The sequence below is a fragment of the Arenibacter algicola genome, from assembly GCF_000733925.1.
In the GTDB taxonomy this organism is placed as follows: domain Bacteria; phylum Bacteroidota; class Bacteroidia; order Flavobacteriales; family Flavobacteriaceae; genus Arenibacter; species Arenibacter algicola.
In genome coordinates this window covers 1,245,750-1,269,749 of sequence record NZ_JPOO01000001.1, presented here as the reverse complement: position 1 = coordinate 1,269,749, position 24,000 = coordinate 1,245,750, and the positions used below count along the sequence as shown (strand labels likewise).

The following is a 24,000-nucleotide window of genomic DNA, read 5'->3' as shown; positions in this document are numbered from 1 at the left end:
ATTTATTTTTTCTTAAATGTAGATTGGCGACCTTATTAATTTTATCCGAATATTAAGCCAGTTTCGCCTTGTTCAACTTGGTAGTGAAAGACAATTCTTTGATTACCTTATAATTTTTGTTCATGTACAAACGTGCAACTGAGTTTTCGCTTTTCACGGCAACTTCCTGTTTTGTTGCAGTCGTTGCAATGCTCATGGTAACAGTTTCAACCTTAACTTCCGCAGCACCGTTTTGAGCTTGAGCAGCTACTCCGATAAAAAGAACAAAGATTAAAGTTAAAATGGTTTTCATGACTTGCGTTTTGTTATATATATAACTCAGGCAAGTGTACTTATCCAGGTTCCGATTCGCTGAAAAGCACTGTTTTTCGTTGAGCCGAAAAATCACGGATAAAGTGCAAAAAAATGTCGATAAACGTAACTGTCTCCAAAATCACTTCAACGATTGAAATTTGTATTTCATCGATTGATGTAAGTAATTATGGACATTTATAACCTCTATGAATTTTTAATATTTCATTCTAAAATTAAAAGAATAACAATATATTTAAGTTCCAGTTTATGGATTATACCGAACTTTATCCCTGATATCCAATTACTTTATAATAAAAAAAACTTTTGGACCGCTATAAAGAAACATTCGAAACATGGAACAAAATGGCTTCCCTATATCAAGTCAAGTTTATGGATCTGGACTTGTATAATGATAGCTATGACATAATTTGTAAATCGATAACAAAAAAAGGTGCTTCTATATTAGAAATTGGCTGTGGCCCGGGAAACATTACGCGATATCTTTTATCCCAAAGACCCGACTACAACATTTTAGGGATCGACATAGCGCCCAACATGATAGCACTGGCCCAAAAGAACAATCCAACTGCTAAGTTCAAGGTAATGGATTGTAGGCGGATCGGTGAACTAGACACCTTATTCGATGGAATAGTTGGTGGTTTTTATTTGCCCTACCTCTCCTTTCCCAATTGTGTACAATTAGTTGCCGAATCGCACAAGTTACTTTCCAGCAATGGATTACTCTATTTAAGTTTTGTGGAAGGAGACCCCGACAAATCCGGCTTCAAAGCAGGCCCCAATGGAGACAGGGTATATTTCCATTACCACAATTTGGACTCCATAAAAGAAATTCTGACGATTCATAAATTTACAGACCTAGAGGTGCACCACTTAAATTACCCAAAAATCGGGTCTCAAACAGAAAAGCACACCATCCTAATTTGCAGAAAAGAAGAATAAGATAGAAAAATTATAAAAATGTTTGTCGAATCAAATATTCATCGTAATATTGCGATATATAAATGAAACAAAAATGGGTTTAGCCAAAACAGAAATATTTTCGGACCAACAAAATGAAATTGCCAGTTTTGCAAAGGTCTTTGGACATCCGGCCAGAGTAGCCATTCTACAATATCTTTTTAAACTGAACACCTGTGTATGCGGGGATCTGGTAAGCGAAATTGGATTGGCACAGCCTACCATATCCCAACACCTAAAAGAATTAAAACTCTTGGGGCTCATTAAAGGAAATGTTGAAGGTACCAGCGTCTGCTACTGTATAAATACAGAAAAATGGATAGAAATGAAGGAGATTATTAATCAATTTCTAAATCAGGACATTGCTAAACAAGGGGATTGCTGCTAAAAAATTTAAATTCATTAATCGCATCATCGCAATAAACAAATAATAAAATGAAACTATCAGAAATCAAATCAATTTTAGGAAATTTGAATACGATTGCATTCCAATTACCAAATGGTAAACTAGTACCCAGTCATTTTCACGTTACCGAAGTAGGTAAAATCACCAAGAACTTCATAGACTGTGGCGGAACGGTTCGCAAAGAGGAAGTTGTAAATTTTCAGCTCTGGGATTCCAGCGACTATGACCACCGCCTGCATCCAGAAAAATTGGTTCATATTATTGAACTATCGGAAAAGGTGTTGGAAATTGGGGATTTGGAAATTGAAGTGGAATACCAAGGAGATACCATACAAAAATTTGGACTGGACTTTGACGGTACCAACTTTCTTTTGGCCACCAAACATACAGATTGTTTGGCTAAGGACAACTGTGGGATTCCTGCAGAAAAACCGAGAGTAAAACTTTCCCAATTACAAGAGACCTCAGCAAATTGTTGTACTCCCAACTCCGGATGCTGTTAAATTTTTTGACCACACTATAAATTATATTCAATGACCACAGTAAAAACGAAGTTATTTGACCAAATACAGCAGGCTATCTCCAAACTAAACACTGACAAAATAAGTGAGGAGCGTAAAGAAATTTTAAAGCCACTTGCCGATTTTATTCAGTCCAAAACCGATACCCTAGAACCCATAAGAATTAATTTTATTTGTACCCATAACTCCAGGAGGAGTCACTTATCACAAGTCTGGGCGCAAACACTGGCCTTCTATTTTAACGTAAAGAATGTACAGTGCTATTCGGGCGGAACAGAATCCACGGCCTTATTTCCCATGGTGGCACAAACGCTAAAGAATACAGGATTTCAAATAGAAACCATATCGGAAGGGAAAAATCCTATTTACAGCATAAAATATGCCGATAACGAACCTGCAGTAATAGGTTTTTCAAAGAAATTGGATGATGACTTTAATCCCAAATCGGAATTCGCCGCAGTCATGACCTGTTCACAGGCCGATGGGGGCTGTCCGTTTATAGCTGGTGCCGAAAAGCGTATCCCTATAACCTTTGAGGATCCAAAGGCATTTGACAATACTTCGCAACAGGCAGAAAAGTATCAGGAAAGAAGCCTTCAAATTGCAACCGAATTAATGTACGTATTTGCCCAAATAAAATCATAATTAATGGCCTCGAACAAAAAATTAAGTTTTCTGGATAGCTATCTTACCTTATGGATTTTTTTGGCAATGGCTTTGGGAGTGGGCATAGGCTATTTTGCACCTGGCTTTCCTAAAATAATCAATAGCTTTAGCAGTGGAGCTACCAATATCCCAATTGCCATAGGACTTATCCTAATGATGTATCCACCCTTGGCCAAGGTAGACTATTCCCTTTTGCCCAAGGTTTTTAAAAACACTAGGATTTTATCCATTTCCCTAGTCCTCAATTGGATTGTTGGACCAATACTAATGTTTGCACTAGCCATTACTTTTTTAAGAGGTTATCCCGAGTATATGGTTGGACTCATACTTATTGGTTTGGCGCGTTGCATTGCCATGGTACTTGTTTGGAACGATCTGGCAGAAGGCAGTAGCGAATACGGAGCAGGACTAGTAGCCCTTAATAGTATATTTCAAGTATTTGCCTACAGTTTTTATGCCTGGATCTTTATTACCGTGCTTCCGCCCTATTTTGGATTTGAAGGGGCAATAGTAGATATTTCTATTGCAACTATAGCCGAAAGCGTAGCTATTTACTTAGGAATTCCGTTTGCCCTTGGTTTTTTAAGTAGATTGATCCTGGTTAAACAGAAAGGTGAAGAATGGTACTCCAATACATTTATCCCTACCATATCCCCAATGACCCTGATTGCCCTATTGTTTACCATAGTGGTCATGTTTTCCTTAAAAGGTGAAATGATTGTAGAGATACCCATGGATGTACTTATCATAGCTGTTCCTTTACTCATCTATTTTACGCTGATGTTTATTATTGGCTTTTTCTTCACCAAAGCCATGGGTGCAGATTATGATAAAACGGCCTCGGTGGCCTTCACAGCGGCCGGGAACAATTTTGAATTGGCCATAGCCGTAGCCATAGCCGTATTTGGATTAAATTCGGGACAGGCATTCGCAGGAGTCATTGGTCCTTTGGTGGAAGTTCCCGCATTAATTTTATTGGTCCGTGTGGCTTTTGGGTTGCGAAAAAGGTATTATCCCAAAGTCACAACATAAAACATAGAAAATTTAGGGCCATAAAGAATTTCGTAGGCCGTAAAATAAAAGGGATAAAACCTCAGGGCAAGCCTGTCTGACAAAGGCAGGCCCTGAACCCAATAATAGGAATCGACCCAAGGGTCGAGGTATCGAACCTAGATCCCGCCAAAAAAGGCGGGATTAGTTCAACTTGCAATTTTCAGTGCGTCTTACTGACTTCTCAAAATTGAGTTTCACTAATAAAACAGGTCTTAAGCCAATTTAGCTTTGTTCAATTTAGTAGAGAAAGTCAATTCTTTAGTTATCTTGGAATTTTTGAACATGTATAAACGGGCAACAGAGTTTTCATTTTTTACGGCTACCTCTTGTTTGGAAGTAGCAGCAACAATACTCATGGTAACAGTTTCAACTTTAACTTCAGCAGTACCGTTCTGAGCTTGTGCGGCCATTCCGATAAAAAGAATAAAGATTAAAGTTAATATGGTTTTCATGACTTGCGTTTTGTTATATATATAACTTGTGCAAGTGTATTTTCCTAGGTTCTGTTTCGATAAAAAGCACTGTTTCTCGTTGAGCGGAAAAAATCCGGATAAAGTGCAAAATAATATCGATGAACGTACAGAGATCCAAAATCCTTTTAACGATAAAATTTTGCATTTCAACGATGAGCGTAGGTATTTGCTTACATTTCCAGCGCCTTTAATTTTAAGTTCCTATAATCAAAAAGTAAGAAACCGTAGAATTAATTCGATTAATATTAAATGGATCCCAATAATATTCCTTGGTTCGTACTTTTGTAATATGAAAAAAGCCTTGGACCGTTTTTCACATCAATCAAAAGCCTATAAAGATTATCGGCCTACCTATCCAGAGGAACTATTTAAGTACATATACTCCTTTTGTAATGCCAGGAATACCTGTTGGGACTGTGGCACTGGAAACGGACAAGTGGCTATAGTACTTTCAAAATCCTTTGCGCATGTATTTGCCAGCGATATTAGCAAACAACAAATACAGCATGCAGTCCATAGGGATAATATAGAGTATAGCGTACAAAGGGCAGAGCAAACATCTTTCGTCAGCGATAGTTTTGATTTGATCACTGTGGCACAAGCAGTTCATTGGTTTGACCTGGAGGCCTTCAACCATGAAGTACAAAGGGTACTAAAACCCAATGGAATAATTGCCATTTGGGGATATGGCCTTTTGCGAATAAATTCTGAAATTGATCCGATCATACTTCATTTTTATAATAATATTATCGGAGCATATTGGGATAAGGAAAGGGATTACATCGATTTAAAATATAGCACTCTTCCCTTCAATTTTAATGAAATCCATATTAAGGACACCTTTAAAATAGAAACATCGTGGACGCTATTGGAATTGGAAGGGTACTTTAATTCCTGGTCCAGTGTTCAAAATTTTATGAAAAAAAATAATGGCCAAAATCCTGTAGATCAACTTATAAAGGGCATTTCCTTGAAATGGAATACCCCTCGGCAAAAAATCACCTTCCCCATTTTCATGCGTTTAGGCAGAAATGCTAAGTAGAAAATCACCCTAAAACGATAACAGGTTGGTTAACTGGGAATCTATTCCCTAAGGTGCACCATAATTGCGTAATACTAAGCAGCAGCCAAAATACTACGTCTCCTCATCATCATAAAAATTCCTAAGGAAATAGATCCACAAACCAAAAAACCTACAAAAAGAGGAAGAATGGTATCCTGTATATAACTACCAACATAGGTAGCGATGGGAATAGCGATCATAGTAGATATAAATCCGGTGATGGCGGCCCCTATCCCGGCTATATGGCCAATGGGCTCCATGGCAATGGCCCTAAGGTTACCAAACAAAAAGCCCAGGGTAAAAAATTGCATGGCCAAGAAGGTGATCAATATCCACAAAGCAGGATTTTGGGAATTCCAGAACAAACCCACATAAACCATGGAAACAGTACAAAATAGGGTCAAGGCAATCATAGCCAATCTTCTCATCCCCAATTTCACCACCATGGTACCATTCAACAGAGTAGATAGGCCCACAGATATTGCCAATCCTGCAAAAACGTAGGGAAAATTATCGGCCAAGCCAAACTGCACTTCAAACACCTCTTGGGCCGAACTCAAATAGACCATAAAGGCTCCGGTAATGAGGCCAGAAACAATAGTAAAAGCCATAGTTTCCCGGTGACGGAGCAATTCCTTAAATCCGTCCACGAACACATGACTGGAAAAATCAATCTTATATTCCGGTTTTAAAGTTTCCGGTTGCCTTCTCCAAAACCAGACACCCACAATTATAGTCGCCACCAATTGCATATAAAAAATGGCTTCCCAACCATAATGATCCAAGAAAAATTTTCCCATAGCAGGAGCCACTATGGGTACCAAAATAAAAAATGCAGTAACGAAAGACATAATTTTGGCCATATAATCCCCCTTATAAGAATCCCTTATCATGGATATACTTATTGTTCTCGGGGCAGAAAGTCCTATACCTTGTAGTATTCGTCCCAATATCATCCACTCCAAATTGGGGGCCAAAACACAGATAACACTGGCTACACAAAATACAATAAAGCCAATATAAACAATAGGTTTCCTTCCAAAACTATCGGATAAAGGTCCAAAAACCAATTGTCCAACACCCAAGCCCAAAAATATCATTGTTATAAACTTTTGATTTTCTGTAGGGTCCAAGCTGTTGATATCTATCCCTATAGTGGACATTGCGGGTAAAAGTGCATCAATTGCCAGTGCCACAATAGACATTAGGGAAGCCATAATGGCTACAAATTCGAATTGTGGTCGCTGCTGACTTTTTTGCATCCGGCAAAATTAAACATATGGAATAAGATTAACCCATATATTACAGGAAATAACAAAACGATAACATTTTTAAAAAATTCCACAAAGCACTGTCTTATGGGCAATTACAAAAGGCACACCCGAATCAACACAACCAGAATAGCCAAAAATTAATTACAGAAAAGCCCACGTAAATTATAATTCCCATACATTTGAAGGCATAAACACTAATTAATTATCATGAAAATCAATTTTATCATTGCTCTAGTATTTCTATCAAGCTTATTTGGTTATGGACAAAAGCTAAAAGTAAAACAGGGAGATTTTAATTTTATCAAGGGTCAGAAGGAAATAAATGTAGAATTTGTTTATGACAACATGAAACTCTTGAAAAAGAATCTCTCAAATGATGAATACGTAAGGGAGCATTCCGCAGAATTGGAAGAAAAGACCCGAGGAAAAGGCACATCTTGGGAAAAAAGCTGGTACGCAAGTAGGGAACTGATCTATGCCCCAAAATTTTTGGAGTTAATGAACAGATACCTATATGAAGACCATAAAGTATTTTTTGCAGAGAATTTAACGGATGCCAAGTACACACTTATCGTGGAAACGATTTGGGTATATCCTGGCTGGGATGCGGGGGTTATGAAACAGCCAGCAAAGGTGAGCACCTTATTAAAATTTGTAGAGACCAATAACAAGGACAACATACTTTTGGAAGTCTCTAGTGAAAACGCACCAGGAGACCAGTGGGGAAGCTCTTTTAGCAATGAAGACAGATTAGGGGAAGGTTATGCCAAAACCGGAAAATCCTTCGCCAAGTTAATTTTAAAAAAAGGCTTCTAGACCAAGTATTCTTTTAATCGATTACAATACAAAAAGTGAATGATATATCATTCACTTTTTTGCGTTTCAAGATCAATTATATGTGCTACGGTCCTTATAAGTCTATTGTGCTTGGTTACAAATGGGTTGGTCTTATCCCATACATAACCGGCCAATACAGAACAAATTTGTCTCTTTACCTCAGGGTTTTCCGGTTGATGGAAAAACAGGGTCTGCAAATTACCACTGTACCACTCCTTGACATAGGAAGAAAATACACTAACTCCTTCCCTAATATAATCAGAGTATTCCTTTTCCCAATCTACTGCCAGTCCATTAAGAACTTTGGTAATAAGTTTTGCCCCCAACAAGGCCGATTCCGTGGCAAAAGTAACCCCCGAAGAAAAAACAGGGTCCAAAAATTCGGCACTGTTGCCTGTTAGGACGAATCCCTTTCCAAATAGTTGCTTTACCGATTTGGAATAATTTTTTATCATCACCGGTTCAAATAAAAAATCAACCCCCTTAAAGCGTTCATAATAATAATCGGATAACCGCAATAACTGGCTCAATTTTTCGCTTTTACTTCCTTCAAAAGACTCTAAAAATTCTGTAGGGCCTACATAACCAATACTTGTTCTTCCATTGGAAAATGGAATTACCCATAACCACACTTCGGTCTCTATAACATCAAAAGTAATCAGGGTGCCTTCCCTGCCCTCAGGTCGATTTACGTCCACTACATGCGTAAAAATGGAAGAATGATTTGGCAGCGCAGAAGGTTTGTCCAAATCCAGCAATCTGGGCAAAACTCTCCCATAACCACTGGAATCTATGATATATTTGGCATTAACCTGGTACGGCACCCCATTTTCATCCTTTATGGTGGTCACGGACACCCCGTTTTCATCTATAACAACATCCACAACCTCATGTCCAAAGGAGACCTCCACTCCCTTCTTTACCAATTCGTCTACCAATACCTTGTCAAAATCCGCTCTCGGAACCTGCCAGGTCCAATCCCAACCTTCGGTGTGCTTCTTGCTAAAATCAAATTCACAGATTTTATCCCCTTTTATAAATCGGGCACCAAATTTCTTTTCAAAACCAAAGGCATCCAAACCGTTTAACAGACCTACTTCCTCAAAATGATCCATACATCTGGGCAAAAGACTTTCCCCTATAACAAACCTGGGAAAAATACTTTTTTCAACCACTTGAACTTTAATTCCTTGACTTTGCAAATAGGCTGCCGAGACGCAACCAGACGGCCCTGCGCCAATTACCAAGACTTCGACTAAACGTTGATTCATTATTTTTAAAATATTGATTGGTTAAATATCATACATTTGCAATCCAAAATAACTATTTTTATTAATTGTTATTCAATTTACTTTTTAAATATTGAATTTATATACATGTTGACTATTAAAGGAAAGTTAGGAATAGAGGATTTCTATCGTATAGTTTTTAAAGAAGAATCTATTCTAATAAATAAAGATGTTTTAGCAACCGTCGAAAATAGTTTTAATTTTTTAAGCCAATTTTCCCAAAACAAAATTATTTACGGAGTAAATACAGGTTTTGGCCCAATGGCCCAATATAAAATAAACGACTCAGACCGAATTCAATTACAATATAACCTTATAAGGAGCCACGCTTCCGGCACCGGAAATCTAATCCCTACACAATATGTTAAGGCCGCCATGTTGGCCAGATTGAACACTTTAAGCCTAGGACATTCAGGTGTACATATTTCGGTAATCGAATTAATGACTTCTCTCATCAATAAAAACATTACCCCTGTAATCTTTGAGCATGGTGGTGTTGGTGCCAGTGGGGATTTGGTACAATTGGCTCATATTGCCCTAGTACTTATTGGGGAAGGTGAAGTTTTTTACAAGGATGAGAGAAGGCCTACAGAAGAAGTTTTTAAAATTGAGAACCTAACACCTATCAACATTGCACTAAGAGAGGGCTTGGCACTAATTAACGGTACCTCGGTGATGACTGGAATAGGCCTGATCAACACCATCAATACCAGAAAGTTATTGGATTGGATGATATGCTGCTCTTCGGCTATCAATGAAATAGTACAGGCCTATGATGACCATTTGTCCCTAGAGTTAAATCAGTCCAAAAAACATAAGGGCCAACAGCAGATTGCCAAATTAATGAGAAATCATTTAGAAGATAGTACCCTTACCAGGAAAAGGGAACACCATTTGTACAATGGCAATAATGAAGTCTCTGTTTTCGAGGAAAAGGTTCAGGAATACTATTCCTTGAGATGTGTACCCCAAATTTTAGGCCCTGTTCTTGACACGTTGAACAATGTGGAAAAAATTCTTATTGAAGAAGTTAATTCAGCCAACGACAACCCTATTGTGGATGTTGAAAAAGAGCATGTTTACCACGGCGGGAATTTCCATGGCGATTATGTTTCCCTTGAAATGGACAAGCTAAAATTAGTTGTGACCAAAATGAGCATGCTTGCCGAAAGACAATTAAATTACCTATTAAACCCAAATCTAAATAATATACTTCCCCCATTTGTCAATCTTGGCAAACTTGGATTAAATTTTGGAATGCAAGGCGTACAGTTTACTGCTACCTCTACCACTGCGGAAAACCAAATGTTGTCCAATCCCATGTACGTACACAGTATCCCTAACAACAACGACAATCAGGATATTGTTAGTATGGGAACCAACGCAGCCAATATTACCAAAAAAGTAATCGAAAATACTTTCGAAGTACTTGCCATAGAAACGATAACTATTGTTCAGGCAATTGAATACTTGAAAGTACAGGATAAAATATCATCCAAAACAAGAAAAATGTATGATGATATTAGAAATTTGGTCCCCCCAATCTCCGACAAAGATGTTCCCATGTATCCCTTTGTAAACAAGGTTAAGAACTTTATTCTAAATTTTGAAGAAGAAACTTACGCATGTAAGGAGCTTAATTAAAAAATTGCTTTAGAAAAGTTATTTAAATAAAATAATCCATAATTTAATAGTGGCTTAGTTTAATCTTAAACATACACCGAGTTCCCCCTTGGAAATTACTGAATATGAACATTTTAATTTAAAAAAATCTCAGATGAAAACAAAGATTGGATTTTCAGTTGCACTTTTTTTAGTTTTTGGCAATTTTTATTCCCAGGAATATGCCTTGGTTAGGGAAAATGGCCTTTTTGGGTATATTAATACCTCAGGGGAATATGCGATAAAGCCCCAGTTCAAGAAAGCGGACAATTTTACGAACGAGCGTGCGGCAGCCTCAATGGGCGACAAATGGGGCTACATCAATACTGCGGGAGAATGGGCAATTCAACCGGAATACGAGCATGTAAAGGAATTTAATTCCGGACTGGCACTGGTAAACAAAGGTGACCAATGGCATTATATCAATGTTTCCGGTGAAACCTTGGAAACACCTGTTTCGGATAAATATTATGATTTTGACAATGGGGTGGCCTTTTTTAAAAGAGGTGAAAAAATTGGTCTTTTGGGAACCGACGGAAAATTAATTGTGGAACCGGATTTTGACGAAATAAAACCCTTTATAGACGGTTATGCCAAAGCAAGAAAAGGTGAGCTTTGGGGAATGATCAACAAAAAGGGAGAGATCTACATCCCCATTGAGAATCAAGAAGTTGGGGATTATAACGGTAAAGGTGTTTGGGTAAAAAAACAGGATACCTTTGGTATAGTATCCGATGGCAACTTTTATCCGGTAAAGAATGCCGATAAAATCTGGGAATTCACGGATAAATCCGATTTAACGTATGCCCGCAGCAATAAATTAATGGGTTTTATAAATAATAAAGGAGAGTGGGTCATAGCCCCTACCTACGAAAAGGCAAGGGATTTTAGTCAAGGATTGGCCCCGGTATTTATGAACAAAAATTGGGGATATATTAATGAGAAGGGTAAAAAGGTCATAGATTTCAAGTTTAAGGATGCTGAAGTATTCTCGGCAAACGGTCTTGCCCCTGTAAAAGAAAAGAAATGGGGATTTATAGATAAAACTGGAAAGTGGGCAATACAACCCGAATATGACATCACTGCAGGATTATCGTTTTCTATCTTTCAAAAGAATTTGGAAAAAGGTTTCATCAATGGGCTTGCCCGAGTAAAATATAACAAAGAATGGGGATTTCTAAATGCCAAAGGAGAAGTTTTGGGCAATAAATGGTACGAAAATGCGGAGATCTTCGACGACGTAAAAAATTAAATCACACTAACTAAATAAATGACCGAAAAAAAGAAATTTGCACTGGTAACCGGAGGGTCAAGAGGAATCGGAAAAGCTATATGCCTACAGCTCGCACTGGATACCGAGTATAAGATTCTAATAAATTATAAAGAAAACGCATCCGCTGCACAGGAAACCTTAAACGAAATAGAGAAAAATGGCGGGAGCGCGGAGCTTATTCAATTTAATGTCGGCGACACCGAGGATGTACAGAATAAATTGGACCAATGGCATGAGTCCAATAAGGACGCTATTATAGAAGTTATTGTAAACAATGCGGGGATTACCAAAGACGGCCTTTTCATGTGGATGAAACCTGAGGATTGGAACAACGTCATAAACACCAGTTTAAACGGTTTTTTCAATGTAACCAATCATCTGATCCAAAAATTATTGGTGAATAAATATGGCAGGATCATAAATTTGGTCTCCGTATCCGGTCTTAAAGGAACACCGGGACAGGTTAATTATTCCGCGGCTAAAGGAGGTATAATAGCCGGCACAAAGGCATTGGCCCAGGAAATTGCAAAAAGGAACATCACTGTTAATGCAGTGGCCCCAGGTTTTATAAAGACAGATATGACCGGTGATCTAGATGAAAAAGAGCTTAAAAAAATGATTCCTATGAACCGCTTTGGGGAAGCAGGGGAGGTTGCCCATTTGGTTTCCTTTTTGGCATCCAAAAAGTCATCGTATATTACAGGCGAGGTCATAAATATTAACGGAGGAATATATTCTTAAAAATAACACTAGGAAAGATGAAGAGGGTCGTAATTACAGGTATGGGAATATACTCTTGTTTAGGAAAAAACTTGGACGAAGTCAAAGAATCACTTTACAAGGGAGCTTCGGGGATTGTTTATGACGAAAAACGGAAAGAATTTGGATATCGCTCCTGTTTAACTGGCATGGTAGAAGAACCCGACCTTAAAGACCTGCTCACTAGAAGGCAACGGCTAAGTTTGGGCGAGGAAGGTGCCTACGCATATGTAGCCACTTTGGAGGCCTTAAAAAATGCAGGTATATCCCAGGAATATATAGACAACAATGAAGTTGGCGTACTATACGGAAATGATAGTACCGCAAAATCCGTTATAGAATCCATAGACAAACTAAGGGAAAAGAAAGATACTACCTTGGTTGGTTCAGGCGCTATTTTTAAGGCCATGAACTCGTCGGTAACCATGAATCTCTCCACCATTTTCAAATTAACGGGGATCAACTTCACCGTAAGCGCTGCATGTGCAAGTGGGTCGCATGCCATTGGCATTGCCTATCAATTAATAAAAAGTGGGCTTCAAGATTGCATAATATGTGGCGGAACCCAAGAAATTAATGAATTGGCCATGGGCAGTTTTGATGGCCTTGGTGTATTTTCGGTCAACGACGTAACACCCGGGACGGCTTCACGCCCATTTGACAAAAGTAGGGACGGACTGGTACCTAGCGGCGGAGCAGCATCCCTTATAGTTGAAAGCTATGAATCCGCTAAAAAAAGGAATGCCGTTATTTTAGGAGAAATTATTGGCTATGGGTTTTCATCCAATGGAGACCATATCTCCACTCCAAACGTAGATGGACCTACCTTGGCCATGAAAAAAGCTATAGACCAAGCGCAAATACAGCCCAAGGAAATAGACTATGTTAATGCCCATGCTACTTCTACCCCTGTGGGGGATTCCAATGAGGCCAAGGCCATATTTGCTGTTTTTGGCGAAAATGGTCCCTTTGTTAGTTCTACAAAATCCATGACCGGCCATGAATGTTGGATGGCGGGTGCTAGTGAGATTGTTTATTCCATGCTGATGATGGAACATTCGTTTATTGCCCCTAATATAAATCTTGAAAATCCTGACGAAGATGCGGCCAAATTAAATCTGGTAAGAAAAACACTGGATAAAAAAATTGATGTATTTTTGTCGAATTCTTTTGGATTTGGAGGTACAAATTCAGCATTGCTAATAAAAAAAGTGAAAGATTAAAGATGAATAAAGAAGTAATTATTGATAAAATAAACAACTTTCTTATAGATGAATTTGAAGTTGATGCCGATGATATTTCTCCTATGGCCAATTTAAAGAAAACGCTTGAATTGGACAGTTTGGATTTTGTTGATTTAGTAGTGGCCATCGAATCTAACTTTAGTGTTAAATTGGTGGGGGAAGATTTCATTAATGTAATTACATTACAAGACTTTTATGATCTTATAGAGAAGAAATTAAACTAAAATTTTAGTCGCAAAAAATGTCAAATCAATGGAAAGGAAAGTCCAGAGGTTCAGTTTTAGGATATAAGATTTTTGTTTTTTTCATTAGAAGGCTTGGATTGGGATCGGCCTATTTTATTCTATTTTTTGTCGCCTTTTATTTTTGCTTTTTTGCCCCCGCAAGCACTAAGTCCAGCTATTATTATTTCCGTAAACGACTTAAGTACAGCACCCTAAAAAGTATTATATCCATCTATAAAAGCTACTACGTATTTGGACAGACCATTTTGGACAAAGTAGCAATTTCTTCCGGTCTCAGAAATAGGTTCACCTATCATTTTGACGGAATAGAACATCTAAACGAAACCTTGGCCAATAATAAAGGAGGGATTTTGATCAGTGCCCATTTGGGCAACTTTGAAATAGCTGAGTTCTTCTTGGACGAATTGGAAGGGAATGCCACTATTAATCTACTTACCACGGATGCGGAGCATAAGGCCATAAAGGAATACCTTGATAGATATATTAGGAAATCCTCAACCAAATTTATTATCCTACAGGAAGATCTTTCCCATATCTTTGAAATGAATGCGGCATTGGCAAAAAATGAGATAATTTGCATGACCGGAGATAGATATGCAACAACGGCCAAGTTGATGACCGCACCAATTTTAGGTGAAAATGCACAATTTCCTTCCGGTCCTTTTTTGATGGGATCCAGATTAAACGTACCGGTTCTGTTTGTATATGTAATGAAGGAAACAAATAAACATTATCACCTTTACGCCAGAAAAGCAGATTTTAAGAAAAGGGATGCCGAAGGATTATTGGCTAATTATATTGACAGTATGGAATGGATAATAGAACAATATCCTTTACAGTGGTTCAACTATTTTGATTTTTGGGGTTCAAAAAATTAAGTTCGGTTAGGATAACACTAAGTTTTGGTTACATTTTCCATATCTGGCACCGATCTGAAAATTAAAATTAAATTTGAACCGTATTAAAAATCACAGAAAAGACCATTTTGATATTGATAAAATGGCAAACTTGGTGGTATTATAAAGAAGATTAATAGCTTACCCATGAAAGAAGTTCTTATAATTTATTACTCCCAATCCGGGCAGTTATTGGATATTGTTCAAAATTTAGCAACTTCCATAGAAGGGGAGAATGTGAACATCACCTATTATAGGATAAGTCCCAAAAATGATTACAAATTTCCATGGAAACAGGATGATTTTTATGATGCGTTTCCTGAATCCTTCCTACAGATACCATGTGAGCTAAAGGCACCAAAGGCCCATATCCTTGAAAGGAAATACGATCTCATAATTCTAGGTTATCAGGTCTGGTATTTAACCCCCTCCATACCCATTAATTCTTTCCTAAAATCTGATGTTGCCAAAAAATTACTGGACCAAACACCCGTGGTTACGGTAATTGCCTGTAGAAATATGTGGTTAATGGCACAGGAAAAAATGAAACGCCTTCTAGTTTCCTGTAATGCCCGTTTAGTGGGCAATATAGCTTTGGTAGACCGTCACATAAATCACATAAGCGTAATAACCATAGTGCATTGGATGCTAGGCGGAAAAAAAACCAAATACCTTGGTATTTTTCCAAAACCGGGGGTTTCCGACGAGGATATAAAAGCTTCGGAAAAATTTGGAACGCCTATCCGGAATGCCCTATTAAACAATGATTACGACAATCTACAGGATGAGTTATTAAAATTGGATGCCGTTAAAGTGAAACCCTTACTTATACAGACAGACATTAGAGGTAATGTATTATTTACGAAATGGGCCAACCTTATTATAAAGAAAGGACCTACAGGTAATCCGAAACGAAAAAAATTACTGGTTTTGTTCAAATATTATTTGTTATTTGCAATTTGGGCTATAGCTCCAATAGTTTTTATTGTATTTTTGGCGACTTACATACCCCGGTACAATAAAATTAAAAGGGATAAAGCATACTATTCATCCGTTAGATTAAAGAACAGTTAATGAAAGACGTTTATATTACCAGGATTGCCAAGTTCTTACCTAATGAACCCATTGACAATGAACAAATGGAAGAAAAATTGGGCATTATCAATGGTAAGAATTCTAAGGCTAGACGTATAGTCCTTCGGAACAATCAAATTAAGACGAGATATTACGCCATAGATGCTAATGGAAACATTACCCATAACAACGCCCAACTAACCAAGGAGGCCATAGAGCTTTTATGTGATGATACTTTTACGACCAAGGATATAGAACTTCTTTCCTGTGGCACCAGTAGTCCGGACCAAATATTGCCCTCTCACGCTTCTATGGTTCACGGCTTTCTAAAAAACGGAAATTTAGAGGTTAATTCCCCATCAGGGGCCTGCTGTTCAGGAATGAATGCATTAAAATATGGTTTTTTGGCCATAAAGGCAGGACAAGTAAATAATGCGGTATGTACGGGTTCGGAAAGAACCTCGACCTGGATGAAGTCCGATATTTTTGAAAATGAGGTAGAGCACCTTAAGGAGCTGGAAGAAAATCCTATATTGGCCTTTAACAAAGAATTTTTACGCTGGATGCTTTCCGATGGCTCAGGAGCTGTTTTACTGGAAAGTGAACCCAATGGCACTGCTTTGAAAATTGAATGGATGGAAGGATATTCCTATGCCTTTGAAATGGAAACGTGTATGTATGCCGGTGCAGATAAATTGGAAAATGGCCATTTAAAACCATGGAGCGAATATCCGGCCGAAGACTGGGCCAACAAATCACTTTTTGCCATGAAACAGGATGTTAAACTCTTAGGAGAAAACATATTGGGCAAAGGAGTGGACAGTCTAAAAATGGCTATGAAAAAGCACCATATCACTACCGATGATTTTGACTATTATTTACCACATATTTCTTCCTATTATTTTAAGGAAAATTTATACGAGGAACTAAAACAACAGGGAGTGGAAATACCTTGGGAAAAATGGTTTATGAATTTGAGCAAGGTGGGCAACGTAGGTGCTGCTTCAATTTTTGTTATGCTTGAAGAATTGGTAAGTTCAGGACAACTAAATAAGGGAGATAAAATATTGTTGCACGTACCGGAAAGTGCTAGGTTTTCGTACTCCTATGCATACCTAACGGTCTGTTAAATGAATTTATTAAAACAAACAATAGACGACAAAGGGCTTATAGAAGATCTGATTCCCCAAAAGGCACCTTTTGTAATGGTAGACAAGCTAATTCACTTTTCCGAAGAAAAGGTGATTACAGGTTTTACCCCACCGCCGACCAACCTGTTTGTTTACAATAATAAATTTATGGCTGCCGGACTAATTGAACATATGGCACAATCTGTGGCTCTTCACACGGGGTACCAATATTTCTTAAAAAATGAGCCTGCCCCTACGGGTTATATTGGGGCCATTAAATTGGCCGAAATAGTGGAGTTGCCTACCGAAGGTCAAGAACTAATAACAACCGTCACAATTCTACATGAGATCTTGGGTGTAACCCTGGTTAAGATTCAAGTAACCTGCAATGACAAAATTGTGGCAAATAGCGAAATGAAAACCGTATTGGCAAACTAATTAATTGAATACAGCGCGTTCACATATAAACATACACAAGTTTTTGCCCCATAGAGCGCCAATGCTCATGGTTACAAAAATAATTGATCTTAACAAGGAAACGGTGACTACCGAATTTAAAGTAACCGAAGATTGTATTTTTGTAAAGGACAATAAGTTTACCGAATCAGGGATTATAGAAAATGCCGCCCAATCCTGTTCCGCAATTGTTGGGCAAGATTTCTTTGCGGCTGATGATCTTGAGGGGGAAGGCAATAGTGTAATTGGTTTTATTAGCGGTATTAAAAGGGCAAACATTTTTTTATTGCCCAGAACAGGAGACACCTTAACTACCAAGGCCAAACTCCTATCCAATTACAGTTCGGGAAATTTTAGCATATGTACTATGGAATGCAAAATATATACAGCGAAGGAATTAGTGGCAGATTGCATATTAAATTTTCTGATACAGGAAGTTTAGTTACCTCTGCGGATCGAATATGAAATTGTATTAATAACTTTATGGGCCAACAACCTTGGCCTGTAAATTATAACGACCTTAGGCATGAAAAAGAATGAAGTACCACAGGACAAAAGCAATCTTGAGTCGGCCAATTTCAAAGAACTTTGTTATGCCGTTGACGAAAACGGGGAATACACAACAGAATTAAGTACCGGATGGAGCCCCAAGACCATTGCCCTGAACAATGCTATAGAGGCTTTAAACGAGCGTATTTCAGCTTCAAAACAAAGGGTAAAGGACCACAAGGTGAGCCCCTTGGAATACTATATGGAACTCCACAAAATGGATCTCCCCATCCTTGCGAGCTACGTGGGGATATGGAAGTGGAGGGTTAAAAGACATTTTAGACCTGCCGTATTTAAAAACCTAAATAACAAAACATTACAAAAATATGCAGACGTCTTCGATATTACTATCGAAGAGCTACAGCGTACCGATCTCTAAACTATGGAAATAGATTTTAAACATAAGCAAGCTGCACACTGCGAGAACGGTGTAGTTGCCAACTTAATGACTTACAATGGGTTTACGGTAAGTGAGCCTATGGTTTTTGGAATAGGCTCTGGGCTCTTGTTTACCTATATCCCTTTTTTAAAAGTTAATCATGCACCCGTGGTGTCCTATAGGGCAATGCCAGGTATTATCTTTACCCGATTCGCCAAACGGGTCGGAATTAAAATAAAGCGTGAAAAATTTCGAAATACCCAAACCGCCAAGGCCAGATTGGACGAAAACCTGCAAAAAAATAATCCGGTAGGTCTTCAGGTAGGTGTTTACAACCTACCCTACTTTCCCGATGAATATCGCTTCCATTTCAACGCCCACAATATGGTGGTCTATGGTAAAAAAGATGGTATTTATTTAATAAGTGACCCCGTAATGGAAACCGTTACCTCACTTACCGAAAAAGAACTGGAAAAAGTAAGGTTTGCCAAAGGCGCCTTTGCCCCAAAAGGACATATTTATTATCCTACCTCTTTCCCGGAACAGCTCCAGCTGGAAAAAGCCATTATAAAAGGCATAAAGCACACCTGTAGGGATATGTTGGCGCCCGTCCCGGTAGTTGGGGTAAAGGGAATACGAAAAATTGCCAAACTTATTCGTAAATGGCCAAAGGCCAAAGGCATTAAAATTGCCAATCATTATTTAGGGCAAATTGTACGTATGCAAGAAGAAATAGGTACCGGAGGCGGTGGTTTCCGATATATTTATGCCGCATTTTTACAAGAAGCGGGAAAATTATTGACCAACAGTCAGCTTTTGGAGCTTTCCAATGAAATGACCTTGATCGGTGACCAATGGCGCGATTTTGCAGTGGAGGCATCACGCATATATAAAAACAGGAGCAATACCGTTGCCGTTGATCAATATGATCATGTGGCCACCCTTCTAGAAGATATAGCCAATAAAGAGGAAGTTTTTTTTAAAAAACTGAAAAAGGCAATATAAGGTAGCCCATGATCCAAATATCCCATCTCTCCAAAAAATATAAAAATAACGCGGAATATTCGGTGGTGGACCTCGATCTAAAAATAGATGATGGGGAAATTTTTGGGCTTTTAGGGCCCAATGGGGCAGGTAAAACAACACTGATCTCTATGCTAAGTTCCTTGATAAAACCTACCTCTGGCAGCTTTTCCATCAACGGACTAACCTTTCAAAAGAATGCCAACCAACTAAAACAATTAATTGGTATAGTACCACAGGAATATGCCCTTTACCCTACCCTGACCGCTTATGAAAATTTATATTACCTGGGCAGCATGTACGGCCTAAAAGGGAAGCGATTAAGGGAAAAAATCTATTTTCATTTGGAAGTTTTAGGGTTGGAAAAGTTTTCCAACAAAAAATTGGACACTTTTTCTGGGGGTATGAAAAGGCGTGTCAACTTAATTGCCAGCATCCTGCACGACCCCAAAGTTTTGTTCTTGGACGAACCCACGGTTGGTGTGGACGTACAATCCAAAAATGTAATTATTGAAAATTTAAAAAAATTAAACACCCAAGGAACCACTATTATTTATACCTCCCATCATTTGAACGAGGCAGAACAGTTTTGTACAAAAGTGGCTATTATTGATCATGGCCGGATCATTATTGAAGGAGCCCCTAAAAATCTAATTTCCCAATATCCGGAATCGCACAATCTAGAAGACGTCTTCTTAACCTTGACCGGAAAAGCACTTAGAGATCATGCATAAACTTTGGGCCTCCACATATAAGGAATTACTACTGCTCTCCCGGGATATAGGGGGATTGGCCATCTTATTTGTAATGCCTTTGGTATTGGTGGTCACCATTACCTTAATTCAGGATAGTACCTTTAGGTCTATCAATGATAACAAAATTCCCATCCTATGGGTGGACTATGACAAGGGCGAGGTTTCCAAAAATATATACGATGGCCTGTCAGAGTCCCAATCCTTTAATATTATTGGGAAAGAATCGGACAGCGAGGCCAAAGAACTAGTTTTCAAAGGCGAGTATCAATTGGCCATAGTAATCCCGGCCAATCTTAGTTCGGAACTGGAAAAAAAAGTGAATCTAAATGTAGAAGGTTTGCTATCCAAATTTGGTTTGGAAGAAGAAACGCCACAATCTGAAAAAGCGGATTTGGAGAAAAAAGAGGTTATACTTTATTTTGACCCTGCAACACAGATGGCCTTCAAAAACTCCATAAAGAATGGAATAGACAAGATGATCTTTAAAATAGAGACCCAAACTATTTACAAGGCCTTCCAATCGCAAATAACAGATGATGAAACCGAAGCGATATTTGATACCGAAAGTTTTATAACCTTTAAAGAAATTACCCCAAGTATTGGTGAAGATGAAATAATTCCCAATTCGGTACAGCACAACGTGCCGGCATGGACCTTGTTCGCCATTTTTTTTATCATTGTTCCCTTGTCTATCAATATGGTCAAGGAAAAAAGCCAGGGAACTTTTGTCCGTCTAAGAACAAACCCTGTTTCCTACCTAACGGTATTGGGAGGAAAAACTGTTATATACCTTGCCGTATGTCTCATACAATTTGGGCTAATGTTAGGAATAGGTGTTTATCTATTCCCAATCTTAGGCCTTCCCAGCCTTGCCGTGACAGGAAAAATACCCCTTTTGTTCCTCGTAGCCTTATTTGCAGGACTTGCGGCCATTGGCCTTGGATTGCTTTTGGGAACCGTGGCAAGGACACAGGAACAATCGGCTCCCTTCGGCGCTACTTTTGTGGTTATATTGGCGGCATTGGGCGGTGTTTGGGTACCTGTCTTTATAATGCCCAAATTTATGCAGACTCTATCAAATTTATCACCCATGAATTGGGGCTTAAATGCCTTTTATGATGTTTTTTTAAGAGATGCCGGCATTTTGGATCTTATACCTGAACTAACCTTATTATTTTTATTTTTTGTAATAACCACCGCAATTTCTATTGTGTATAATGAAAGAAAAAATGCCGTCTAAGAACAAAACAGAGATTAGCTTTACCAGTGAAATTAGGGTTCGCTTTGCAGAAACAGACCCTTTGGGCATTGTGTGGCACGGAAATTATATCCAATATTTTGAGGATGGCAGGGAAGCCTTTGGTAGACACCATGGGATTGCCTATCTGGATCACAAAGCGGCCGGCTACACCACCCCGATCGTTAAATCTAGCTGTGAACATAAACTTCCATTGCGCTATGGAGATGTTGCCACTATTAAAACAATTTTTGTAGATTCACCAGCGGCCAAAATGGTATTTAAATACGAAATTTATGATCCGCAAAACAATTTGGTATGCACTGGGGAAACCATACAGGTTTTTGTAGAAGACGAAGGAGGTTTATCCTTGACCATGCCGGCATTTTTCTCGGAATGGAAACAAAAAGTTGGATTATTGAATGAATAAGACCTATCTCTCATATAACAATATTGTATCTTCCTTAGGCTTTGACAGCCCTACGGTGGTGCAAAATATTCATGAGGGCTTATCGGGGATAACATTAATTGAAGACGAAAACCTATTCCCCAACCCGTTTTACGCCTCGGTTATAGATTCCGATGATCTAGGAAAGGCCTTTGAGGAATTACGGCCAAATGGCGACTATACCCGCTTGGAGCAAATGATGATCCTATCCCTGGACAAAATCATTAAAGCATCAGGAGTAGAACTAACGGATAGGGTCGGTTTAATTCTGTCTACAACCAAAGGAAATGTTGACACCTTGGACCCCAAAAATCCTATGCCTACAGAGAGATCCTATTTGGGTACTTTAGGCCATATTATCAAAAATTATTTTGGATTTACCACAGAACCTATTGTGCTTTCCAATGCCTGTGTTTCCGGTATATTGGCCATTTCAATAGCTAAAAGATTCATTTCCCAAGGGACGTTCGATCAAGTGTTTATAGTTGGAGGTGATATCGTTTCCAATTTTATTCTTTCAGGCTTCAATTCCTTCCAGGCCATGAGTCCCCTGCCATGCAAACCCTATTGCAAGCAAAGAGCAGGGATTAATATAGGGGAGGTGGCCGCCAGTGTATTGGTAAACAAGGACGACAACAATTTAGCCCCTGAGGCCGTGGAGGTATTGGGCGAAGCTTCCTGTAACGACGCCAATCATATTTCCGGCCCATCAAGAACAGGGGAAGGCCTATATCGCAGTATTCTTTCGGCCTTTAAAGAGGCCAATGTAGGCCCTCAAGATATAGATTATATTTCCGCGCATGGTACTGCAACCATTTTCAATGATGAAATGGAGGCTATAGCCCTGAACAGATTAGGTCTGGACGCTGTTCCCTTAAACAGCCTCAAAGGTTATTTTGGACATACCTTAGGGGCATCGGGCCTTTTGGAAACTATTGTTGGCATGCATTCCCTTTACCACAATACCTTATATTCCTCCAAAGGGTTTACAGAGCTGGGAGTATCACAACCCCTGAATATAATTACCGCACCTACCGTCAAGAATTTAAATTACTTCTTGAAGACTGCCTCCGGTTTTGGAGGTTGTAATACAGCTGCCGTATTTAAAAAGGTTCAATCATGAAGGCCCAACATCTCAAAATAAAGGAATATTGTAGAATATCCAACAATAAGGTACTGTTGAATGATCAGCTGCTTTATGAAGACCCAGGGCACGATTTCACCACTTTTATAAAATTGGCCTATAAAAAGATGGATACCAATTATCCCAAATTTTTTAAAATGGACGACCTCAGTAAACTTGGGTTTCTAGCCTCCGATATTTTACTTAAACCAACAATCCAAGATTCGGAAATGCCCAAAAATATTGCTTTGGTATTTTCCAATAGTGCTTCGAGCCTACCAACGGACAGAAAGCACCAAGAGTCCATTGCGGACAAAGAGAACTATTTTCCGAGTCCTGCTGTTTTCGTTTATACCTTGCCCAATATTTGCCTTGGAGAGATAAGTATTAAGCATAGACTATATTCTGAAAATAGTTTTTTTATCTTTAACCACTTTAATGCAGAATATCTACACGACTACGCAAGCAGTTTAATTGAATCTGAAAAAGCGGACGAGGTGTTGTGTGGGTGGATAAACTGTGACGTAGAGGACTATGAAGCGTTTTTATACCTAGTTTCTACCGAAGGAAACATTGCACACAACAAAGAAGAAATAATAAAATTGTACACAACCAAATGAGCGATTTAAAACAAGAACTAAAGGAAAAAATTATTACTCAATTAAACTTGGAGGATATTGCAATTGAAGAAATTGCAGATAACGATCCCTTGTTTGGAGATGGTCTTGGCCTGGACTCCATTGACGCCTTGGAACTCATAGTAATGTTGGACAAGGATTATGGAATTAAGCTCACCGACCCCAAAGAGGGAAAAAAAATATTTGAATCTATTGAAGTAATGGCAAACTATATTGCTGAGCATCGCACAAAGTAATTCCGTTACACTTAACACC

At 38.6% G+C, this 24,000-nt stretch carries 29 protein-coding genes; 25 read left to right on the top strand and 4 right to left on the bottom strand.

What is annotated here, in order from left to right; genetic code table 11:
- Positions 1 to 52: 52 nt before the first annotated feature.
- On the bottom strand, positions 53 to 292 hold the full coding sequence (locus U735_RS0105550; RefSeq protein WP_031442880.1) for a hypothetical protein: 240 nt from the start codon (positions 290 to 292) through the stop codon (positions 53 to 55).
- A gap of 326 nt (positions 293 to 618) precedes the next feature.
- Between U735_RS0105550 and U735_RS0105545 the strand changes: the two genes are divergently transcribed.
- The 5 genes from U735_RS0105545 to arsB all read left to right on the top strand — a co-directional run bounded on the left by U735_RS0105545 (position 619) and on the right by arsB (position 3,897).
- Positions 619 to 1,254, top strand: a complete 636-nt coding sequence (locus U735_RS0105545; RefSeq protein ID WP_031442879.1) for a class I SAM-dependent methyltransferase — start codon at positions 619 to 621, stop codon at positions 1,252 to 1,254.
- A gap of 73 nt (positions 1,255 to 1,327) precedes the next feature.
- Entirely contained in the window at positions 1,328 to 1,660 is a 333-nt protein-coding gene (locus U735_RS0105540) for an ArsR/SmtB family transcription factor (protein WP_031442878.1), read from the top strand.
- A gap of 47 nt (positions 1,661 to 1,707) precedes the next feature.
- Positions 1,708 to 2,181 (top strand): DUF6428 family protein, encoded by a 474-nt coding sequence (locus U735_RS0105535; RefSeq protein ID WP_031442877.1) that lies wholly within the window; start codon positions 1,708 to 1,710, stop codon positions 2,179 to 2,181.
- 30 nt (positions 2,182 to 2,211) lie between these two features.
- Positions 2,212 to 2,844: an arsenate-mycothiol transferase ArsC gene (locus U735_RS0105530; protein ID WP_031442876.1), complete on the top strand. Its 633-nt coding sequence runs from the start codon at positions 2,212 to 2,214 to the stop codon at positions 2,842 to 2,844.
- Positions 2,845 to 2,847: 3 nt separating this feature from the next.
- A complete protein-coding gene (gene arsB, locus U735_RS0105525; protein WP_031442875.1) occupies positions 2,848 to 3,897 on the top strand; it encodes an ACR3 family arsenite efflux transporter in 1,050 nt (349 codons plus the stop codon).
- 233 nt (positions 3,898 to 4,130) lie between these two features.
- Here arsB and U735_RS0105520 read toward each other — a convergent pair whose 3' ends face one another.
- The gene (locus tag U735_RS0105520) at positions 4,131 to 4,370 is read right to left on the bottom strand and encodes a hypothetical protein (RefSeq protein ID WP_031442874.1); all 240 of its coding nucleotides are present in this window, start codon (positions 4,368 to 4,370) and stop codon (positions 4,131 to 4,133) included.
- 103 nt (positions 4,371 to 4,473) lie between these two features.
- On the opposite strand from U735_RS0105520, the gene U735_RS0105515 reads away from it, so the two are divergent.
- Entirely contained in the window at positions 4,474 to 5,433 is a 960-nt protein-coding gene (locus U735_RS0105515; RefSeq protein WP_198036615.1) for a class I SAM-dependent methyltransferase, read from the top strand.
- A gap of 74 nt (positions 5,434 to 5,507) precedes the next feature.
- On the opposite strand, the gene U735_RS0105510 is transcribed toward U735_RS0105515, so the two are convergent.
- Complete coding sequence (locus U735_RS0105510) at positions 5,508 to 6,716, bottom strand: multidrug effflux MFS transporter (protein ID WP_031442872.1); 1,209 nt, start codon at positions 6,714 to 6,716, stop codon at positions 5,508 to 5,510.
- A gap of 219 nt (positions 6,717 to 6,935) precedes the next feature.
- Between U735_RS0105510 and U735_RS0105505 the strand changes: the two genes are divergently transcribed.
- Positions 6,936 to 7,544 carry a hypothetical protein gene (locus U735_RS0105505; protein ID WP_031442871.1) on the top strand — a complete coding sequence of 203 codons (609 nt, stop codon included), beginning with the start codon at positions 6,936 to 6,938 and terminating at the stop codon, positions 7,542 to 7,544.
- Positions 7,545 to 7,591: 47 nt separating this feature from the next.
- On the opposite strand, the gene U735_RS0105500 is transcribed toward U735_RS0105505, so the two are convergent.
- On the bottom strand, positions 7,592 to 8,836 hold the full coding sequence (locus tag U735_RS0105500) for an NAD(P)/FAD-dependent oxidoreductase (RefSeq protein ID WP_031442870.1): 1,245 nt from the start codon (positions 8,834 to 8,836) through the stop codon (positions 7,592 to 7,594).
- Positions 8,837 to 8,941: 105 nt separating this feature from the next.
- Here U735_RS0105500 and U735_RS0105495 point away from each other — a divergent pair, with 105 nt between their 5' ends.
- The 18 genes from U735_RS0105495 (at position 8,942) to U735_RS0105410 (ending at position 23,981) form a co-directional block, all read left to right on the top strand.
- Entirely contained in the window at positions 8,942 to 10,498 is a 1,557-nt protein-coding gene (locus U735_RS0105495; RefSeq protein ID WP_031442869.1) for an HAL/PAL/TAL family ammonia-lyase, read from the top strand.
- 133 nt (positions 10,499 to 10,631) lie between these two features.
- Complete coding sequence (locus tag U735_RS0105490; protein ID WP_031442868.1) at positions 10,632 to 11,768, top strand: WG repeat-containing protein; 1,137 nt, start codon at positions 10,632 to 10,634, stop codon at positions 11,766 to 11,768.
- An 18-nt stretch (positions 11,769 to 11,786) separates the two neighbouring features.
- Entirely contained in the window at positions 11,787 to 12,530 is a 744-nt protein-coding gene (gene fabG, locus U735_RS0105485; protein ID WP_031442867.1) for a 3-oxoacyl-ACP reductase FabG, read from the top strand.
- Positions 12,531 to 12,547: 17 nt separating this feature from the next.
- Entirely contained in the window at positions 12,548 to 13,771 is a 1,224-nt protein-coding gene (locus U735_RS0105480) for a beta-ketoacyl-[acyl-carrier-protein] synthase family protein (RefSeq protein ID WP_031442866.1), read from the top strand.
- A 2-nt stretch (positions 13,772 to 13,773) separates the two neighbouring features.
- Entirely contained in the window at positions 13,774 to 14,016 is a 243-nt protein-coding gene (locus tag U735_RS0105475; RefSeq protein ID WP_031442865.1) for a phosphopantetheine-binding protein, read from the top strand.
- Between the two features lie 17 nt (positions 14,017 to 14,033).
- On the top strand, positions 14,034 to 14,915 hold the full coding sequence (locus U735_RS0105470) for an LpxL/LpxP family acyltransferase (RefSeq protein ID WP_031442864.1): 882 nt from the start codon (positions 14,034 to 14,036) through the stop codon (positions 14,913 to 14,915).
- A gap of 165 nt (positions 14,916 to 15,080) precedes the next feature.
- Positions 15,081 to 16,007, top strand: a complete 927-nt coding sequence (locus U735_RS0105465) for an NADPH-dependent FMN reductase family protein (protein WP_031442863.1) — start codon at positions 15,081 to 15,083, stop codon at positions 16,005 to 16,007.
- The gene (locus tag U735_RS0105460; RefSeq protein ID WP_031442862.1) at positions 16,007 to 17,137 is read left to right on the top strand and encodes a beta-ketoacyl-ACP synthase III; all 1,131 of its coding nucleotides are present in this window, start codon (positions 16,007 to 16,009) and stop codon (positions 17,135 to 17,137) included. Before U735_RS0105465 ends, U735_RS0105460 begins: the two co-directional genes overlap by 1 nt.
- Positions 17,138 to 17,575, top strand: a complete 438-nt coding sequence (locus U735_RS0105455; protein ID WP_031442861.1) for a hypothetical protein — start codon at positions 17,138 to 17,140, stop codon at positions 17,573 to 17,575.
- Positions 17,576 to 17,642: 67 nt separating this feature from the next.
- Complete coding sequence (locus tag U735_RS0105450; protein WP_227020926.1) at positions 17,643 to 18,035, top strand: ABC transporter permease; 393 nt, start codon at positions 17,643 to 17,645, stop codon at positions 18,033 to 18,035.
- Between the two features lie 84 nt (positions 18,036 to 18,119).
- The gene (locus U735_RS0105445) at positions 18,120 to 18,521 is read left to right on the top strand and encodes a hypothetical protein (RefSeq protein WP_031442859.1); all 402 of its coding nucleotides are present in this window, start codon (positions 18,120 to 18,122) and stop codon (positions 18,519 to 18,521) included.
- A 3-nt stretch (positions 18,522 to 18,524) separates the two neighbouring features.
- Positions 18,525 to 19,526 carry a BtrH N-terminal domain-containing protein gene (locus U735_RS0105440; protein WP_031442858.1) on the top strand — a complete coding sequence of 334 codons (1,002 nt, stop codon included), beginning with the start codon at positions 18,525 to 18,527 and terminating at the stop codon, positions 19,524 to 19,526.
- 8 nt (positions 19,527 to 19,534) lie between these two features.
- A complete protein-coding gene (locus tag U735_RS0105435; RefSeq protein ID WP_031442857.1) occupies positions 19,535 to 20,278 on the top strand; it encodes an ABC transporter ATP-binding protein in 744 nt (247 codons plus the stop codon).
- A complete protein-coding gene (locus tag U735_RS0105430; protein ID WP_031442856.1) occupies positions 20,271 to 21,539 on the top strand; it encodes an ABC transporter permease in 1,269 nt (422 codons plus the stop codon). Before U735_RS0105435 ends, U735_RS0105430 begins: the two co-directional genes overlap by 8 nt.
- The gene (locus U735_RS0105425) at positions 21,517 to 21,966 is read left to right on the top strand and encodes an acyl-CoA thioesterase (protein ID WP_031442855.1); all 450 of its coding nucleotides are present in this window, start codon (positions 21,517 to 21,519) and stop codon (positions 21,964 to 21,966) included. The genes U735_RS0105430 and U735_RS0105425 overlap by 23 nt, the downstream gene beginning before the upstream one ends.
- A complete protein-coding gene (locus tag U735_RS0105420) occupies positions 21,959 to 23,107 on the top strand; it encodes a beta-ketoacyl-[acyl-carrier-protein] synthase family protein (protein WP_031442854.1) in 1,149 nt (382 codons plus the stop codon). Before U735_RS0105425 ends, U735_RS0105420 begins: the two co-directional genes overlap by 8 nt.
- The gene (locus tag U735_RS0105415; RefSeq protein WP_031442853.1) at positions 23,104 to 23,727 is read left to right on the top strand and encodes a hypothetical protein; all 624 of its coding nucleotides are present in this window, start codon (positions 23,104 to 23,106) and stop codon (positions 23,725 to 23,727) included. Before U735_RS0105420 ends, U735_RS0105415 begins: the two co-directional genes overlap by 4 nt.
- Positions 23,724 to 23,981, top strand: coding sequence for a phosphopantetheine-binding protein (locus tag U735_RS0105410; protein ID WP_031442852.1), 258 nt, complete (start codon positions 23,724 to 23,726; stop codon positions 23,979 to 23,981). Before U735_RS0105415 ends, U735_RS0105410 begins: the two co-directional genes overlap by 4 nt.
- Positions 23,982 to 24,000: the final 19 nt, after the last annotated feature.

Coding starts and splice junctions, on each gene's coding strand:
- U735_RS0105530 (WP_031442876.1), top strand. CDS start 2,212: ATGACCACAGTAAAAACGAAGTTATTTGACCAAATACAGCAGGCTATC.
- U735_RS0105445 (WP_031442859.1), top strand. CDS start 18,120: ATGAAAAAGAATGAAGTACCACAGGACAAAAGCAATCTTGAGTCGGCC.
- U735_RS0105505 (WP_031442871.1), top strand. CDS start 6,936: ATGAAAATCAATTTTATCATTGCTCTAGTATTTCTATCAAGCTTATTT.
- arsB (WP_031442875.1), top strand. CDS start 2,848: ATGGCCTCGAACAAAAAATTAAGTTTTCTGGATAGCTATCTTACCTTA.
- U735_RS0105460 (WP_031442862.1), top strand. CDS start 16,007: ATGAAAGACGTTTATATTACCAGGATTGCCAAGTTCTTACCTAATGAA.
- U735_RS0105490 (WP_031442868.1), top strand. CDS start 10,632: ATGAAAACAAAGATTGGATTTTCAGTTGCACTTTTTTTAGTTTTTGGC.
- U735_RS0105495 (WP_031442869.1), top strand. CDS start 8,942: ATGTTGACTATTAAAGGAAAGTTAGGAATAGAGGATTTCTATCGTATA.
- U735_RS0105480 (WP_031442866.1), top strand. CDS start 12,548: ATGAAGAGGGTCGTAATTACAGGTATGGGAATATACTCTTGTTTAGGA.
- U735_RS0105535 (WP_031442877.1), top strand. CDS start 1,708: ATGAAACTATCAGAAATCAAATCAATTTTAGGAAATTTGAATACGATT.
- U735_RS0105500 (WP_031442870.1), bottom strand. CDS start 8,836: ATGAATCAACGTTTAGTCGAAGTCTTGGTAATTGGCGCAGGGCCGTCT.
- U735_RS0105415 (WP_031442853.1), top strand. CDS start 23,104: ATGAAGGCCCAACATCTCAAAATAAAGGAATATTGTAGAATATCCAAC.
- U735_RS0105465 (WP_031442863.1), top strand. CDS start 15,081: ATGAAAGAAGTTCTTATAATTTATTACTCCCAATCCGGGCAGTTATTG.
- U735_RS0105440 (WP_031442858.1), top strand. CDS start 18,525: ATGGAAATAGATTTTAAACATAAGCAAGCTGCACACTGCGAGAACGGT.
- U735_RS0105410 (WP_031442852.1), top strand. CDS start 23,724: ATGAGCGATTTAAAACAAGAACTAAAGGAAAAAATTATTACTCAATTA.
- fabG (WP_031442867.1), top strand. CDS start 11,787: ATGACCGAAAAAAAGAAATTTGCACTGGTAACCGGAGGGTCAAGAGGA.
- U735_RS0105450 (WP_227020926.1), top strand. CDS start 17,643: ATGGTTACAAAAATAATTGATCTTAACAAGGAAACGGTGACTACCGAA.
- U735_RS0105455 (WP_031442861.1), top strand. CDS start 17,138: ATGAATTTATTAAAACAAACAATAGACGACAAAGGGCTTATAGAAGAT.
- U735_RS0105430 (WP_031442856.1), top strand. CDS start 20,271: ATGCATAAACTTTGGGCCTCCACATATAAGGAATTACTACTGCTCTCC.
- U735_RS0105470 (WP_031442864.1), top strand. CDS start 14,034: ATGTCAAATCAATGGAAAGGAAAGTCCAGAGGTTCAGTTTTAGGATAT.
- U735_RS0105510 (WP_031442872.1), bottom strand. CDS start 6,716: ATGCAAAAAAGTCAGCAGCGACCACAATTCGAATTTGTAGCCATTATG.
- U735_RS0105475 (WP_031442865.1), top strand. CDS start 13,774: ATGAATAAAGAAGTAATTATTGATAAAATAAACAACTTTCTTATAGAT.
- U735_RS0105420 (WP_031442854.1), top strand. CDS start 21,959: ATGAATAAGACCTATCTCTCATATAACAATATTGTATCTTCCTTAGGC.
- U735_RS0105520 (WP_031442874.1), bottom strand. CDS start 4,370: ATGAAAACCATATTAACTTTAATCTTTATTCTTTTTATCGGAATGGCC.
- U735_RS0105550 (WP_031442880.1), bottom strand. CDS start 292: ATGAAAACCATTTTAACTTTAATCTTTGTTCTTTTTATCGGAGTAGCT.
- U735_RS0105540 (WP_031442878.1), top strand. CDS start 1,328: ATGGGTTTAGCCAAAACAGAAATATTTTCGGACCAACAAAATGAAATT.
- U735_RS0105435 (WP_031442857.1), top strand. CDS start 19,535: ATGATCCAAATATCCCATCTCTCCAAAAAATATAAAAATAACGCGGAA.
- U735_RS0105425 (WP_031442855.1), top strand. CDS start 21,517: ATGAAAGAAAAAATGCCGTCTAAGAACAAAACAGAGATTAGCTTTACC.